Origin of the sequence: Flavobacterium yafengii (assembly GCF_030010375.1) — a bacterium.
Taxonomy (GTDB): domain Bacteria; phylum Bacteroidota; class Bacteroidia; order Flavobacteriales; family Flavobacteriaceae; genus Flavobacterium; species Flavobacterium yafengii.
On sequence record NZ_JASCRY010000001.1, the window covers coordinates 510212 to 526815 of the forward strand.

16 protein-coding genes and 1 tRNA gene are annotated in these 16604 nt (G+C 32.4%); 8 read left to right on the plus strand and 9 right to left on the minus strand.

Annotation, left to right across the window (positions count from 1 at the left end):
* Positions 1-152 precede the first annotated feature (152 nt).
* Positions 153-1658 (plus strand): glutamate--tRNA ligase, encoded by a 1506-nt coding sequence (gene gltX, locus QLS97_RS02190; RefSeq protein WP_282715525.1) that lies wholly within the window; start codon positions 153-155, stop codon positions 1656-1658.
* 94 nt (positions 1659-1752) lie between these two features.
* Here gltX and QLS97_RS02195 read toward each other — a convergent pair whose 3' ends face one another.
* Positions 1753-2394, minus strand: a complete 642-nt coding sequence (locus QLS97_RS02195) for an outer membrane beta-barrel protein (RefSeq protein WP_282714041.1) — start codon at positions 2392-2394, stop codon at positions 1753-1755.
* Between the two features lie 79 nt (positions 2395-2473).
* Between QLS97_RS02195 and QLS97_RS02200 the strand changes: the two genes are divergently transcribed.
* Positions 2474-3463 carry an SPFH domain-containing protein gene (locus tag QLS97_RS02200; protein WP_282714043.1) on the plus strand — a complete coding sequence of 330 codons (990 nt, stop codon included), beginning with the start codon at positions 2474-2476 and terminating at the stop codon, positions 3461-3463.
* Positions 3464-3490: 27 nt separating this feature from the next.
* Here the strand turns inward: QLS97_RS02200 and QLS97_RS02205 are convergent, their stop codons facing one another.
* The 4 genes from QLS97_RS02205 to QLS97_RS02220 form a co-directional block, all read right to left on the minus strand.
* Positions 3491-3745 (minus strand): DUF6327 family protein, encoded by a 255-nt coding sequence (locus QLS97_RS02205; protein ID WP_282714045.1) that lies wholly within the window; start codon positions 3743-3745, stop codon positions 3491-3493.
* A gap of 3 nt (positions 3746-3748) precedes the next feature.
* Complete coding sequence (locus tag QLS97_RS02210) at positions 3749-4099, minus strand: competence protein (protein ID WP_282714047.1); 351 nt, start codon at positions 4097-4099, stop codon at positions 3749-3751.
* A 40-nt stretch (positions 4100-4139) separates the two neighbouring features.
* Entirely contained in the window at positions 4140-4469 is a 330-nt protein-coding gene (locus QLS97_RS02215) for a YtxH domain-containing protein (protein ID WP_282714048.1), read from the minus strand.
* Between the two features lie 303 nt (positions 4470-4772).
* Positions 4773-6875 (minus strand): glutamine--tRNA ligase/YqeY domain fusion protein, encoded by a 2103-nt coding sequence (locus QLS97_RS02220; protein WP_282714050.1) that lies wholly within the window; start codon positions 6873-6875, stop codon positions 4773-4775.
* A gap of 124 nt (positions 6876-6999) precedes the next feature.
* Between QLS97_RS02220 and folB the strand changes: the two genes are divergently transcribed.
* Both folB and QLS97_RS02230 read left to right on the plus strand, forming a co-directional pair.
* Positions 7000-7359, plus strand: coding sequence for a dihydroneopterin aldolase (gene folB / locus QLS97_RS02225; RefSeq protein ID WP_282714051.1), 360 nt, complete (start codon positions 7000-7002; stop codon positions 7357-7359).
* A 104-nt stretch (positions 7360-7463) separates the two neighbouring features.
* Positions 7464-7534: transfer RNA gene (locus QLS97_RS02230), tRNA-Cys, on the plus strand.
* 235 nt (positions 7535-7769) lie between these two features.
* Here QLS97_RS02230 and QLS97_RS02235 read toward each other — a convergent pair.
* The 3 genes from QLS97_RS02235 to rnr are packed head-to-tail and all read right to left on the minus strand — an operon-like array spanning position 7770 to position 11355.
* The gene (locus QLS97_RS02235) at positions 7770-8447 is read right to left on the minus strand and encodes a LysE family translocator (protein ID WP_282714052.1); all 678 of its coding nucleotides are present in this window, start codon (positions 8445-8447) and stop codon (positions 7770-7772) included.
* A 41-nt stretch (positions 8448-8488) separates the two neighbouring features.
* Entirely contained in the window at positions 8489-9157 is a 669-nt protein-coding gene (locus QLS97_RS02240; RefSeq protein WP_282714053.1) for a head GIN domain-containing protein, read from the minus strand.
* A 5-nt stretch (positions 9158-9162) separates the two neighbouring features.
* On the minus strand, positions 9163-11355 hold the full coding sequence (rnr, locus tag QLS97_RS02245) for a ribonuclease R (protein ID WP_282714054.1): 2193 nt from the start codon (positions 11353-11355) through the stop codon (positions 9163-9165).
* Between the two features lie 118 nt (positions 11356-11473).
* Here rnr and QLS97_RS02250 point away from each other — a divergent pair, with 118 nt between their 5' ends.
* The 3 genes from QLS97_RS02250 (at position 11474) to QLS97_RS02260 (ending at position 14153) form a co-directional block, all read left to right on the plus strand.
* Positions 11474-11707: a DUF2007 domain-containing protein gene (locus tag QLS97_RS02250; protein ID WP_282714055.1), complete on the plus strand. Its 234-nt coding sequence runs from the start codon at positions 11474-11476 to the stop codon at positions 11705-11707.
* Between the two features lie 745 nt (positions 11708-12452).
* A complete protein-coding gene (rpiB, locus tag QLS97_RS02255) occupies positions 12453-12881 on the plus strand; it encodes a ribose 5-phosphate isomerase B (RefSeq protein ID WP_282714056.1) in 429 nt (142 codons plus the stop codon).
* Positions 12882-13010: 129 nt separating this feature from the next.
* Entirely contained in the window at positions 13011-14153 is a 1143-nt protein-coding gene (locus tag QLS97_RS02260; RefSeq protein ID WP_282714057.1) for an ATP-binding protein, read from the plus strand.
* On the opposite strand, the gene QLS97_RS02265 is transcribed toward QLS97_RS02260, so the two are convergent.
* Positions 14132-14401: a DUF1294 domain-containing protein gene (locus QLS97_RS02265; RefSeq protein ID WP_282714058.1), complete on the minus strand. Its 270-nt coding sequence runs from the start codon at positions 14399-14401 to the stop codon at positions 14132-14134. The genes QLS97_RS02260 and QLS97_RS02265 overlap by 22 nt on opposite strands.
* 64 nt (positions 14402-14465) lie before the next feature.
* On the opposite strand from QLS97_RS02265, the gene QLS97_RS02270 reads away from it, so the two are divergent.
* Complete coding sequence (locus QLS97_RS02270) at positions 14466-16589, plus strand: Tex family protein (RefSeq protein ID WP_282714059.1); 2124 nt, start codon at positions 14466-14468, stop codon at positions 16587-16589.
* Positions 16590-16604: the final 15 nt, after the last annotated feature.

Below are 16604 nucleotides of genomic sequence, written 5' to 3' on the forward strand. Positions count from 1 at the left end.
TTGTGCTTTGTTTTTTGTAACCAATAAAAGTAATAATTTATATGAATAAAGAAATGTTAAAAATCATCAAACTCATTAATCTTACATTATCTCATTTTCAGATAATCCAATTGAGTGATCGAATTTGTATCTTCGCAAAAAAATTTACAGCAATGTCTAAACAAGTTCGGGTGCGTTTTGCACCAAGTCCAACTGGACCTTTACATATTGGCGGAGTTCGTACCGCATTATTCAATTATTTGTTTGCCAAAAAAAACAATGGCGTATTCTTCCTTAGAATTGAAGATACAGACCAAAACCGTTTTGTTCCCGGTGCCGAAGAATATATCATGGAAGCACTGGAATGGTTAGGAATTGCGCCAGATGAAACTATTGGTAAAAATGAAAGATTTGGTCCATACCGTCAAAGCGAAAGAAAAGATTTGTACCAACAATATGCTGCTGAATTAATCAATTCCGGAAATGCGTATTATGCTTTTGATACAGCAGAAGCTTTGGATGCAGCAAGAAAATTAGAAGAAGAACAAGGAAAAACATTTATTTACAATCATACTAACAGAGAAAAACTGGACACTTCCTTAGTGATTTCTGCAGACGAAACTGCTAAAAGAATTGCTGATGGCGAACATTATGTCATTCGTTTTAAAACTCCGGTGAATGAAACCTTGCATTTGCATGACATCATTCGTGGTGATGTAAAGTTTGAAACGAATCTTTTAGACGATAAAGTATTGTTCAAAAGTGACGGAATGCCAACCTATCATTTGGCTAATATTGTGGATGATCATTTAATGGAAACGACTCACGTAATTCGTGGTGAAGAATGGTTGCCTTCTATGCCTTTGCACGTTTTATTGTACAGAGCATTTGGTTGGGAAGCACCAGAATTTGCACATTTACCTTTGATCATGAAACCTGTTGGAAACGGAAAATTATCCAAACGTGATGGTGACAAAATGGGATTTCCTGTATTTCCATTGGATTGGAAAACCGCAGAAGGCGTTTCATCTGGTTACAGAGAAAAAGGATTTTTCCCGGAAGCCGTAATCAACTTTTTAGCATTATTAGGTTGGAATGACGGAACCGATAAAGAATTATTCACGCTGGAAGAATTAGTTGCAGCATTTGACTTGAACAGAGTTCATAAAGCTGGGGCTAAATTTGATCCGGAAAAAAACAAATGGTTCAATCACCAATATTTAATCAAACAGGAAGATGCAACTTTGGCGAAAGCCTATGCTCCTATTTTGGCTGAAAAAGGGTTTTCTGTAGCTGATACTGTTCTAACAAAAGTGGTTTCTTTAATCAAGGAACGCGCGCATTTTGTTTCTGAATTTTGGGAAATGAGTGATTTCTTTTTTATGGCTCCAACAGTGTATGATGAAAAAGCCAGCAAAAACTGGAAGGAAGAAACACCGGCATTAATGCAGGAATTAATCTCTGTTGTGGAGGAAATTACAGATTTCACTTCGATGAATATCGAAACCATTGTAAAGGATTGGATGACGAAAAACGAAATTGGAATGGGAAAAGTAATGCAACCTTTTCGTTTGAGTTTGGTTGGCGCGCTGAAAGGCCCTCACCTATTTGATATTGTTGAAGTAATTGGAAAAGACGAAACGGTTAACAGAATCCAAAAAGCAATAGCAACTTTATAGTTTTTAAACACAAAGTTCACCAAGAAGGCTCAAAGTTCACTACATTTAATTTAGTGAACTTTGAGCCTTCTGCCTTATATTCTTATGTGATTAGTTACAAATAAATAATCAAATTTCCATTTAGTATTCCAGGATTTCCTTTGAAATTGACTCCTAAATTCTTGTTGTTTAAGTTTTCAAGCATGTTATTGACTCCATATTGATACGAAACATTAGCTCTGAAATGACGCACTCCAAACGTGATTCCAACCGTTGGATAAAAATTAAAATTAGAAATCTCCCTAATATCTTTGGCTAACAACGTTGTACCAGAAATAACATTATTTTCATCTGTATTATCTATATTTAATTTTCCATTTACTTGAACAATTGGGCCAAACTCAATACTCAAATGATTTTCAACAAGTTTATAACTTACTTGTAAAGACACTTGAGCTGACGCCAATTTATAATTAACATCTTCCTGTGCCAAAGTCAAACTATTCGTTGCAACAGAAAAATTGTTTTCACTAAACTGAATTGCATAAACCATATCCCAATTATTATAGAAATTTCCCCGCATAGAAAGTCCTGCATTCCAGCCCAATTCAGGTTTAGTTTGGAAATTGTCAGTGTTCAAGGTAAATTGATTGACTCCAAAACTGATTCCTATCCTATTTGAATCCCTGTATTTATATTGGGAAAAGGCTGTTATGGAAATGAAAATAAAAAATAAAGTAAGTGTTATCTTTCTCATATAATTGAAATTTACAAAGACAAACCTAAAGTTTTTTTGTAAATTGTGAGATAATTTTTAACTAAAAACAAAAAATATTATGAATATTGCGTTAATTATCCTACTAGTCTTTGGGTTCTTCATTTTACTGTCTTCATTTTTTACGGTAAAACAACAAACAGCTGTTGTTGTAGAGCGATTTGGAAAATTTTTAAGTATCAGACAATCCGGTTTGCATTTGAAAATTCCTTTAATAGACAGAATTGCAGGTCGTGTGAATCTAAAAATCCAGCAATTAGATGTTATCATTGAAACAAAAACGAAAGACAATGTTTTTGTAAAGCTAAAAGTTTCGGTTCAATTTATGGTTATTAAAGAGACTGTTTATGATGCTTTTTATAAACTGGAATATCCACACGATCAAATTACTTCTTATGTATTTGATGTCGTTCGTGCCGAAGTTCCAAAATTAAAACTCGATGATGTTTTTGAAAGAAAAGATGATATTGCCATTGCTGTAAAAAGAGAATTGAATGAAGCCATGACCACTTATGGATACACAATCATCAATACTTTGGTAACAGATATTGATCCGGATATTCAAGTGAAAAATGCGATGAATAGAATTAATGCGGCTGATAGAGAAAAAACAGTAGCTGAATTTGAAGCTGAAGCATCAAGAATTAGAATTGTAGCGAAAGCTGAAGCTGAAGCCGAAAGCAAGCGATTACAAGGACAAGGTATTGCGAACCAAAGAAGAGAAATTGCCAAAGGTTTAGTAGAAAGTGTAGATGTTTTGAACAGAGTTGGGATAAACTCTCAGGAAGCTTCGGCATTGATTGTAGTGACACAACATTATGATACGTTACAAGCTATTGGCGCTGACGCAAATTCTAATCTAATTTTATTGCCTAATTCTCCACAAGCCGGAAGTGACATGCTTAATAATATGATTGCTTCATTTAGTGCCTCCAATCAAGTGGGTGAATTGATGAAAAAGAGAAATGGAAAAGGAACTTCAAGAAGAGAAAATAATATAGAACTACCTGAAAAACCAGAAGCTCCAGAAACCCCGGAAACAGAAGAATAATTTACTTGAATTCATAAAAAAAGAGGCTTAATTGCCTCTTTTTATTTTTTTAATCCATTTGATCACATACGGTATTGCGATGTTTAACAGCGTTCCATAAGACCCCGAAAAGGCCGATAAGGAAGAACCTACAACTCCACTCACAAGGTTCATTGGAGTTATGCTTTCTTTTGTTTTTTGAAAACCATAAGCCAATTTTTGATAACTGATTTCCTTTTCAATCTTTAAAATTTCAAGTTCCCTATCAATTTGAGCATAGGATGTATATTTTTTTGTTTCCATAAGTTAGTCGTTAAAAAAGATTTCAGAAAATTTCTCTAAAATTGGTCCTTCAACAATTTTATCTTTTATAGAAAATAAAATTCCTGTTATCACGAGATAAACTCCACCAACGATTAAAAATCCCAAAGCATAACTGTCTAAAGCTATGCCTATAGCTAACGCAGCAGCAACAGAACAAAACAATAAAACCATACTGAAACACAATAAAATCAATGAAAACTTTATTATCATGGTTGTTGATTTCATTGCAACCTTGAAACCACGCAATTTATAATAAGCCGCAGTACTTTCTAAATAAGCTTTGGCTTGTTCTTGAATGTTTTCTGTATTTTCTTTTAGTTCTTCAAAAGCCATGGATTTATTTTTAGGATTTGACACAATAGGTAAATCAAAATTATTTTTGAAGTTTAGCGTTCTGCCTCTTTAACTCCGCCAATTTTTCTTCTAAAAAAGAAATTACATCTTCGGTCTTGTGACTCATATTTGAAACTAATTCTTCGTATGTTCCCTCTAAGTCATATTTTGCACTTGCGAATTTATCTTTCAGTTCTAAAGATGCATGATCAAGTTTACTTTTTAATTCACATTTGGCATCATCAAAACCATCTTTAATTTTCCCTCTTGTTTTAGAACCTTTATCTGGAGCGAATAAAATTCCGATTCCAGCTCCAATAGCTGCTCCAGTCAAAAGAGCCAATAATGTATTTCCTGTATTATTAGACATGATTCTTAATTTTAAAAGTTTGTTTTATAAAGATACGAATTTATTAACAACAACCCGTTAACAACTCGTTAAAGTGTATTTCTACAAGACAAAAAGCAAATAAAAACAAGCTACTGCACGTTTATTTACTTTTCACCCTTTGTATTGTTTATTCTAAAAAGCCGTCCTAAAATCGATTTATGGATGTCGTTTTCAATTGAAAAAAAGTATTGAAAACAGTATTTTTATAACAAATTACAATAATAATAAAAGCCCTCTAAAAAGAGAGCTTTTGATTGGTAAAATCTATTTAAAAAATAAATCTTATATTTTAAGATCATTTAATAATTGTAACACTTTTTCGTTTTTCTCGTTCGTTTTTAATTCTGAAAGTTGAACTTTGAAAAGAGTAAAATTATTCAAATCATTTTGTAAATTATCGATAGCTAAAATTCTAACGGCTGCCATTTGACTTTTTAACGACATCGTGTATAATTTAGTCAAAGATTCTTCTTCAATATCTTTTACTTGAACTTTATCTGAATGATGCAAAATCAAATTAGAAAACAACAAGGAGTTATTGTCATTCTTGATATTTTTGACAATAGTCTGAATAATTAAACTGTAATTATCAATACTTTTTATGTTTTCAACAATGCTGTTTAAAATCAAACTCGCGTTGTTTTCATCCTTTTCTTTTACATATTTATTGATTTCTTTTTGAGTGTTCATCAATAAATTTTCCTCTTTTTTGCCTTTTTCTTCCCAAGCATCTTTCAATCCAACGGTTTTATTAAAGACAATTTTACCTTCAGCTGTATCTTTATCCACATTGAAATAACCCAAACGTTGAAACTGGAATTTCTCTCCTGATTGTACTGTAGCCAAACTTGGTTCTACAAATCCTTTTACAATTTGTAATGAACTAGGATTCATAAATTCTAAGAAATTTTTCTCTTTATGACTGTCTGGTGCTTCATCGATAAATAAACGATCATAAAGACGAACTTCTGTCTCTAAAGCATGTTTTATGGAAACCCAATGCAAGGTTCCAGCCACTTTCCTTTGACTGGCTTCACTCCCACTTCCGCTTCTACTGTCTTCATCATACGTTACATGAATTTCAGTGATATTTTCAGCAGCATCTTTTATAACACTTTCTCCTTTAATAATATAGGCATTTTTTAGACGTACTTCTCTGCCTAAACTCAATCGGAAAAACTTCGCCGGAGCATCTTCTAAAAAGTCTTCTCTTTCAATAAATAATTCTTTTGAAAAAGGAACTTTTCTAAATCCTGCGCTTTCATCTTCCTGATTATTTTCGGCTTCCAGCCATTCTTCTTTATCTTCCGGATAATTTGTAATTACTAATTTTATTGAATCTAAAACCGCCATAACTCTTGGAGCCGTTTTATTCAAATCTTCGCGCAAGCAAAACTCCAAAAGTGAAAAATCAATTATATTTTCTCTTTTGGCAACACCTATAATTTCACAAAATTTACGAATAGAAGCTGCTGTATATCCTCTTCTTCTCAATCCTGAAATAGTAGGCATTCTAGGATCATCCCAACCATTTACAATATTTTCCTGAACCAATTGCAACAGTTTTCGCTTGCTCATTACCGTGTAATTCAAGTTCAAACGGGCAAATTCATATTGATGTGGTTTTACTTTTGAGTCTTCATAAATTTGGTCCAAAAACCAGTTGTACAATTCACGGTGCATAACAAATTCTAACGTACAGATAGAATGCGAAATTTGTTCAATATAATCGCTTTCGCCATGTGCAAAATCATACATTGGATAGATTTTCCAATCGTTTCCGGTTCTGTGATGATGACGGTGTAAAACACGATACATCAATGGATCACGCATCAACATATTAGTCGAAGTCATATCAATTTTGGCACGTAAAACATGGCTTCCTTCCTCAAAATCACCATTTTTCATTCCTTCGAATAAAGTAAGATTTTCTTCAACAGAACGGTTTCTAAAAGGTCCATCAACTCCAGGTTGTGTAGGCGTACCTTTTTGCGCAGCCATGTCTTCTGAAGATTGACTGTCAATGTAAGCGGTACCATTTTTAATCATTTTTACAGCCCAATCGTACAATTGTTGGAAGTAATCAGAAGCATAGCGTTCTTCGGCCCAATTGAAACCCAACCATTGCAAATCTTCTTTTATAGCATCTACATATTCCTGCTCTTCTTTAGCAGGATTTGTATCGTCAAAACGCAAATTAACTGGCGCATTGTACTTTAACCCTAATCCAAAATTCAAGCAAATCGATTTAGCATGACCTATGTGTAAATACCCATTAGGTTCTGGTGGAAAACGGAAACGTAATTTATCTTGGGGAAAACCGTTTGATAAACTGTCTTCAATGATTTGTTCTATAAAATGGAGTGATTTTTCTTCAGTTGACATTTTTTTGTTTTATTTTAGCAAAGGTAAAAAAGTTTAAGGTTTAATGTTTAATGTTTCCATAGAAACCTATGAAAAGTTAGCAATTCCGCTTTAAACTATACACTTTAAACAATAAAATAAAATAATGGGAATCATAAAACTTAAAAATATCAGAACCTACTCCTACCACGGTTGCTTGATCGAAGAAGGAAAAATTGGGTCTGACTATACCGTAAATTTAGAAGTTAAGACTGATTTGAGAAAATCCAGTATCTCAGATGATTTGAAGGATACCGTGGATTATGTGCTCTTGAATCGCATTGTTGTAGAAGAAATGGCCATTCGTTCGGACTTATTAGAACATGTGGCACACCGAATCATAACTCGTATTTTTGAGGAAATTCCTGAGGTTTCCAGAATTATTGTTGCAGTTTCTAAACTCAACCCTCCTATTGGTGGTGATGTTGAAGCAGTTACTATAGAAATGGAAGAATATAGAAGTTAAATAAAAAATGTTTTAAAAGGATAAAAAAATATTTTTTGAAACTTTTAAACTTTAAGCTTTTAAACTTTAAACTTTTTAAGTACTTTTGCCATCCGTTTAACCATGGCGTCGTGGCCGAGCGGCTAGGCTGGGCTCTGCAAAAGCTCCTACTCCGGTTCGAATCCGGACGATGCCTCAAAAACCTTCAAAGTAATTTGGAGGTTTTTTTATGTCTAAATTTTTAAGAAAAATTAAGTAATGATAGGCTTCGAATCCGTCGCGAAGCTTCGGGAAATACCCTTAAAACCTTCAAAGCAATTTAGATATTTTTTATGGTTAAAAAAAAATGACTTAACTGTTTAAATATAGAAAAGCCTTGACTCTAAATCAATTAGAATCAAGGCTTTTATTATTATGAAAATTATATTCTTTTAATTATCAATCTTATCAAATGCTTTTTTAACCATTGCTTTTTCTTCTGGGAACCAACCTTGAGTTATTAAAACCATTCCAAAAACCATCATTACAATACTGATTCCTTTTTTGATTTTAAGAATGTTTACTGGTGTTAGTTTTGTTTTTAATTGCTTGGCTAATAGTATTTTAATACAATCAATAAACAAATAAGAAGCTACTACTGATATAAAAAAAGTTATCATTCTAGAGGTTTGCATTTCTAGTTTTGGTCCTACTGAAATAATAATGGCCAGCCAAAAACCAAGAACACCAATATTGATAATGTTTAACAAAAAACCTTTTATAAAAAGGCTTAAATAGTTTTTTTTGACTATTTCCCTATCAATAATATCGGTGTTTATTTTTTCTTCTTTTTTTAATTGTATGAAGGAAATTATACCATAAACGAGCATCAATACACCTCCAAAAATAAAAAGTGCCGGTTGATCTTTTAAACTTTGAATCAACCTGTAACTTCCTAAATAAGCAATTCCTATAAAAACAATATCTCCTGAAACTACGCCTAAATCAAATACTAAAGCCGCTCTAAATCCTTTTATAATACTTGTTTCCAGTAAAATAAAAAAAACAGGACCAATCATAAAACTCAAGAAAATTCCCCAAGGAATACCAGATAAAATATCGTTTATCATTAAAAATTTAAATTTATTACCCTAAAATCTAAACCAAAGTACTAATTTTTTTCTAAAATAGTACCGCCAATGAAAACTTCCTTATTAATCTGTTTTGGTTTACCATAGATAAAAATAGAACCTCCTGCTTTTACTTTTGCATCAACCAATGTAGTTGCATGAATTTCAGATTTTCCTCCAGCAGCAACGCTTATTGTTGTTTGTGTAGTATGTAAATCAATTGCTTTTAGAATTCCGCCTGAAGTAATAACAACATCTTGATTTGTTGCTTTACCAGAGACATCAATTATTCCGCCAGCACTGGCTTTTATATTCACTTTATCAACATCAATTTCAATGTTAATCTCTGCTCCTGATTTTGCATTCAAATCTAACATAGTTTGTTTGAAATCAGTTTCACTTGATACATAACTTCCTTCACTGGCACTGATACTTTCAATATTTTTGAAATATAGTTTTATTGTAATAGCATCTCCAGATAACAATTGTGGAAATGGCATTCTTATTTTTAGTTCGCCATTTTTATTTACTGTTTCTACTTCATCTGCTCGGTCTCCAGTGATAACTATTTTATTTTCTGAAGCTGGAATTAATTTTACATTGATTTTATCAAATACTTTTACTTCATCAAAATCTCCTAAGTTTCTGCTTACCTGTGCATTTGTTATTTGGGTTAACAATACAAAGGCAATAATCACTAATTTTTTCATTTTTTTTATTTAATTGGTTCTTCAATTCTTCTTAAAAAATTAAAATCCAGTTGTTTTTTAACTAAATCGGCATTTTTTACTTTAACGTAAATTTCATCTCCTAATTGTAATAATTTACCAGAAGTTGCGCCGGTTAATGCATATTGTTTTTCATCGAAGGTGTAATAATCGTCTTTTATATCTCGAATTCTACACATTCCTTCACATTTATTTTCGATTATTTCAACATAAATTCCCCATTCCGTCACACCAGAAATTACTCCTAAAAATTCTTGATCCTGATGATCCTGCATGTATTTTACCTGCATGTATTTAATAGAATCTCGTTCTGCATTGGTTGCCAAGCCTTCCATTGTGGAAGAATGAACACATTTTGTTTCATACGTTTCTTCATCAGCTGATTTTCCTCCATCAAGATAATGTTGTAATAATCGATGCACCATTACATCGGGATAACGACGAATTGGCGAAGTAAAATGAGAATAATAATCAAAAGCTAAACCGTAATGTCCTATGTTGTCCGTAGAATATTTGGCTTTACTCATACTTCTAATCGCAAGCGTATCAATTAAATTCTGTTCTTTTTTACCATTTACTTCTTCCATCAAAGCATTCAATGATTTAGAAATATCTCCTTTGTTTCTAAAATCAATTTTGTAACCAAACTTTGCAATTACCGTTTGCATGGCAATTAATTTATCTTCGTTTGGTTCATCGTGAATCCTGTAAATGAAAGTTTTCTTTTGTTTTCCAATGTATTCCGCTACTTTTTTATTCGCCAAAAGCATGAATTCTTCAATCAGATGATTCGCATCTTTGGAAACTTTAAAATAAACTCCTTGAGGTTCTCCAGCTTCATCTAAATTAAATTTCACTTCTACTTTATCAAAAGAAATCGCTCCATCAGCCATTCTTCTTTTTCTGAAAATTTTAGCTAATTCATCCATTTTTAGCGTCGCAGCAACAATTTCTTTCGAAACTTGATATGAACTTCCAGTTATAGAAATTTCTTCCGGAATCACATCATCCTTGGTTTCTATAATGTATTGCGCTTCTTCGTAAGCAAAACGTTGATCGGAGTAAATTACTGTTCGACCAAACCATTGATTGACCACTTGCGATGTTTCAGTGATTTCGAAAATAGCCGAAAACGTATATTTTTCTTCATTTGGACGCAAAGAACACGCAAAATTTGATAATACTTCCGGTAACATTGGTACTACTCTATCTACTAAATAAACCGAAGTCGCTCTTTGATACGCTTCATCATCCAGGATTGTTCCTTCTTGAAGATAATACGAAACATCGGCAATGTGAATACCAATTTCGTAATTACCGTTTTCTAATTTTTTAAATGAAAGTGCATCATCAAAATCTTTGGCATCTTTTGGATCAATCGTAAAAGTCAACGTATCTCGCATATCGCGACGTTTGGCAATTTCACTTTCTTCTATCGAAGTATCAATTTTTTGTGCAAATGTTTCTACTTCAATAGGAAACTCTGAGGGTAATCCATATTCAGCAAGAATAGCGTGAATTTCTGTATCGTGTTCTCCTGGTTTCCCTAAAACTTTTATTACAGAACCAAAAGGACTATCGGCTCTGGCTGGCCAATCTTCGATATGAACCAAAACTACATCTCCTTGCTCCGCCTCGCCTATTTTATCCTTTGGAATAAAAATATCAGTATACATTTTTGGATTGGCTGTAGAAACAAAAGCAAAATTAGCTTGAATGTCAATTACACCAACAAAGTCGGTTTTATTTCTTTCAATCACTTCAATCACTTCACCTTCAGGTCTTTTCCCTTTTCTACGATTGTAGACATACACTTTAACAATATCTTTGTCTAAAGCGTGGTTCAAATTGTTAGTAGGAATAAAAACATCCTCTTCCATTTCAGGACAAACAAAATAAGCGGTTTTACGTCCTGTCATGTCAATCTTACCTTCGTAATACTCTTTACTTTCAGCTTTCACTAAGTATTTACCCGGTTCTGATTCTATAATTTTATTTTGAGAAGCCAAAATCTTCAAATCTTTGATAATTTGATTCCTGCTTTCGGTATCATCAAGCTCCAGCTTTGCTCCTATTTGTTTATAATTGAATGCTTTATTAGCACTTTGCGATAATATTTTTACAATTTTTTCAGAGAAATCTTTCTCTTTTTTTATCGGCTTTCTTAATCTTTTACTCATAAATCTGTTCTTAAAAGTCTAAAATTACAAAATACTAAATTGTTTTTAGTAAAGAGTTCACAGTTTTAAAGAAAATATAACTTTACAGAATAGTTGTATCTTTATAAAAACAATCAAAATGGAAGACTTTCAAACAATTGCGATTTTTAATTATTCACATGAAATTGTAGTGCTGAAGCATTTATTGGAACAAGAAAAAATTAATTATTTTTTTGAAAACGAAACCTTAGTTTCTGTAGATCCATTTGGGAGTTTTGCTTACGGTGGAATAAAGCTTAAAATTCACATCAATGATTTTGAAAAAGTGCAAAAATTTTTAGATGACTTGAATAACAATCTAAAGATCGTTTAAAACAAAATTAGAACCCTAAAATCTATTTTTTGAATTTTAATTTTTTCAAAGTTGTCAACATATATTTAAATAAACAAAAAGAAAAATTAAATTTAAATTCTTTCTTGGTTGTTATTATAGTGTGTTAATAGTGGCAATAAATTTATTTTAAAATGTATTGAAATCAACTTAAAAGATGTTATACGGACTTATCAACATAGTTATTTTATACTAAAGTCTTCGTTTTAAAGTCTTTTCTAATTTTAATTAACAATGGTTAATAATCTAAAAAGAATTGATTTTGTAAATAAGTACTTTTTTAAAATTTGTTAATAAACTACTTTTTAATAATGATAACTATTCTAAAAATTCAACAAACTAAATTTGGATTTCTAATGTGGGTTTTGGATTACTTATTTTTTGGTTACAACCATAAAAAACTTCTAATATTCTATCTAAAGTTATGAACATTGTATGTTAATTTAAAGTTAACTGAATATCAAGCAATTGCATTTTGCTATTAACAATGTAAATTTTTAACATTTTAAATATAAAATCTACATTGATTCACAGCTATTTATAAACTTATTAGAATTGTTGATAACCGCTAATCAAATAGTAATCTGACAGTTATAAAATCTATTGTCAACTTTTATTTTTACTGACTTTTATCAATTGTAATAATCAATTAAAGAAGCTAAATTTAATTTCTGCAAAACTAGATTTCTTTATTTAAATTTGCACCACACAACTTAATACATACAAGATGAAAATCTCCATAGGAAACGATCACGCAGGACCAGATTACAAAAAAGCAATTGTTGAGATGCTTAAAGCAAAAGGACATGAGGTAACTAATTACGGAACGGATTCAGCAGACAGTGTTGATTATCCTGATTTTGGTCATCCAGTTGCGACTGATGTTGCTGAGGGAAAAGCTGATTTTGGAATTGTTATCTGCGGTAGCGGAAACGGAATTTCTATGACAGTGAATAAACAGTCTAAAGTACGCGCTGCTTTATGCTGGATAAAAGAAATTGCGGTTTTGGCGCGTCAACATAATGATGCAAATATTATTAGTATTCCTGCTCGTTTTACTTCAATTCCACAAGCAGTAGAAATGGTAGAAGCGTTTTTAAATACTGAATTTGAAGGTGGAAGACACCAAAATAGAGTAGATAAAATTTCTTGTTAGAATCTTTTATTGACTGAATTTACATTAATTTGGTCAACGCACTGACTGAATTAGTGTAAATTCAGTCAGTGCGTTGACCGAATTACTATTTTTTGATTATATTTGGTTTAGATTTCTAAATCAAATAGAATGGAAAATTATTTAAAAAGAGCGCTATTTCAAGATTTTACTAAAAAAGTACTTCCTAATAAAGTATTGATTTTACTGGGCGCTCGTCGTGTTGGAAAAACTGAAATACTAAAAAATTACCTTCAAACCATTCCTAACGGAAGTTATTTACAATTGAACGGAGAAGACATCAATGATGCTAATTTGCTTAAAGAACGTTCCGTAGCTAATTATAAGCGATTATTACATAATATAGATTTATTAGTAATTGACGAAGCACAAAATATTCTTGATATTGGTTTGATTTTAAAACTAATTGTGGATTCTATCGAAGGAATTAAAATAATTGCCACAGGTTCCTCTATATTTGATTTAAACAATACTCTTGGAGAACCACTAGTGGGACGAAAAAACACTTTATATCTTTTTCCATTAGCACAAATGGAATATTCCCAATACGAAAATTACAAACAAACTACTGAAAAATTAGAGGAAAGATTACTTTTTGGAAGTTATCCGGAACTGATTCAATATTCGGATTGGGAGGATAAAAAAGAGTATTTGTATGAAATTATTAATTCCTATTTACTGAAAGATATTTTGGTATTTGAAGGAATTAAACATTCAGATAAAATTTATGATTTGCTACGTTTGATAGCGTATCAATTAGGAAAAGAAGTTTCGTTGCAGGAATTAGCAAATCAGTTGCAAATGTCTAAAAATACGGTGGCTAACTATTTAGATTTACTTTCTAAAGTGTTTATTATCTTTAAAGTAGAAGGGTTCAGTCGTAATCTTCGAAAGGAAATTGTGAAATCCAGTCGGTGGTATTTTTATGACAATGGCATTAGAAACGGCATCATTAATAATTTCAACCGATTGGATTCCAGAACAGATGTAGGTGATTTATGGGAAAATTATTTGGCAGTAGAACGCGTTAAAAAGCAAAATTACCTAAAAATAAAAACCAATAATTATTTCTGGCGTACTTATGATCAGCAAGAACTAGATTGGCTTGAAGAAAAAGGAGAAGAACTGGCTGGATTTGAGTTTAAGTGGAGTGAATCTAAAAAAGTCAAAATCCCTGCTGCTTTCGCAAAAGCGTATCCGGAAGCTACTTTTGAAGTAATCAATAAGAGTAATTATTTAGATTTTATAACATAGAAATACACTATAAAAAACTGTAGAATACCAATTAAAAAAAACTTCAATAAAAAAGTTTTTTTTGAGGTTTTATGTTTAAAAAAAAGCATCGCTAACCCGGAACCAATTGTTCCGCCCAGAATACTTGTAAACAATAAATTGCGTTCTGAAATTCTCCATTTTTGCTTTACGGCGAGCCATTTGTCTAGTCCTGTTGTTGAAAATGCAACTAAATTAATAAGCGGAAAATACCAGAATAAAAAAGACATAAATAAGGAGTTTTGACTCAAAGATACTATTTTAGCAATATGATTTTATAATCTTAAATTTAAAATGACTAACATACAATTCATAGCTAAGTCTGTTCAAACAGCAGCAATTAACATTCAAAATACCGTTCAATTATTACAAGAGGATTGTACGATTCCTTTTATTTCGCGGTATCGAAAAGATAAAACCGGTAATCTGGACGAAGTTTTTATTGAGCAAATTGCTAAATTTCAAAAGGAGTATGAAGCGGTGGTAAAACGCAAAGAAGCGATTTTAAAATCGATTCAGGAACAAAATGCACTTAGTCCAGAATTACAGAAAAAAATCCAATATAGCTTCGATTTACAGGAATTGGAAGATTTTTATCTGCCTTTTAAAAAGAAGAAAAAAACCAAAGCTGATGTTGCCCGTGAAAATGGATTAGAACCGTTGGCTAAAATCATTATGGCGCAAAATAATGAAGATGTAGATTTTATTTCAACACAATATTTGAATGAAAATGTCATCAATGAAGAAGCGGCGCTACAAGGAGCCAGAGACATTATCGCCGAATGGATTAATGAAAATATTTATGTTCGAAAGCAACTCCGAAGATTGTACGAACGTAAAGCAACCATTATAACCAAAGTAGTAAAAACAAAAAAAGACGACGAAGCGGCTCAGAAATTCAATCAATATTTCGATTGGTCAGAACCGTTGACTAAAGCACCTTCGCATCGATTATTAGCGATGCTTCGTGCCGAAAATGAAGGCTTTATTAAGTTTAAAGTAGCAGTTGATATTGATGAAGCGTATGATATTATTGATGCTTTGGTTTTAAAAGATCAGAATAAAACCACACCACACGTTCAATTAGCTATCGAGGACAGTTACAAACGATTGTTGAATCCGGCCATTTCAAATGAAGCTTTGCAAGAAGCAAAAGCGAAGGCTGATGCCAATTCTATTCAGGTTTTTGCGAACAATCTTGGGCAGTTATTATTGGCTCCACCTTTGGGTGAAAAACGTATTTTGGCGATTGATCCTGGATTTAGAAGCGGTTGTAAAATTGTTTGTTTGGACGAAAAAGGAGATTTGTTATATAACGAAACCATTTATCCGCATGCGCCACAAAAAGAGGAAGCGATGGCGATGAAAAAAATTCGTTCGATGGTGAATTCGTATAAAATCGATGCGATTTCCATAGGAAATGGAACGGCTTCACGTGAAACGGAATTCTTTATTAAGAAAATAGCTTTCGATAAACCGGTTCAAGTTTTTATCGTTTCAGAAGCGGGAGCATCGGTGTATTCTGCTTCGAAAATTGCCAGAGATGAATTTCCTAATTATGATGTTACGGTTCGAGGTTCAGTTTCTATCGGGCGACGATTGAGTGATCCATTGGCCGAATTGGTAAAAATTGACCCGAAAGCCATTGGCGTAGGCCAATACCAACACGATGTGGATCAAAATAAATTAAAAGAAGAATTAGATAGTACGGTGATCCGTTGTGTGAATTCGGTGGGAGTAAACATCAACACGGCGAGTAAACATTTATTGAGTTATGTGAGTGGAATAGGAGAGAAGCTTGCCGAAAACATTGTGCAATACCGTTCTGAAAACGGTCCTTTTCAAGATAGAAAACAACTGAAAAAAGTGCCGCGTTTGGGCGAGAAAGCCTATCAGCAAGGGGTCGCTTTCATCCGAATTTCGAATGCAAAAAATCCGTTGGATAATTCGGCTGTGCATCCGGAAGCGTATGGAATTGTGGAGAAAATGGCAAAAGATTTGAAATTGACAGTAAATGATTTGATTGCCAATAAAGAAAAAACCGCATTAATAAAACCAGAAAATTACATTACGCCAGAAATAGGTTTATTGGGATTGAAAGACATTATAAAAGAACTCGAAAAACCCGGATTAGATCCAAGAAAATCAGCCAAAGTATTTGAATTTGACCCGAATGTAAAAACGATAAAAGATGTAAAAACAGGAATGGTTTTGCCTGGAATTGTGAATAACATTACCAATTTTGGTTGTTTTGTGGATATTGGAGTAAAAGAAAGTGGTTTGGTTCACATTTCCCAACTGAAAGCAGGTTTTGTAAGTGATGTGAATGAAGTGGTAAAATTACACCAACACGTACAGGTAAAAGTGACGGAAGTGGATGAAGATAGAAAGAGAATTCAGTTGAGTATGATACTTTAAAAAACAAAAAAAAGG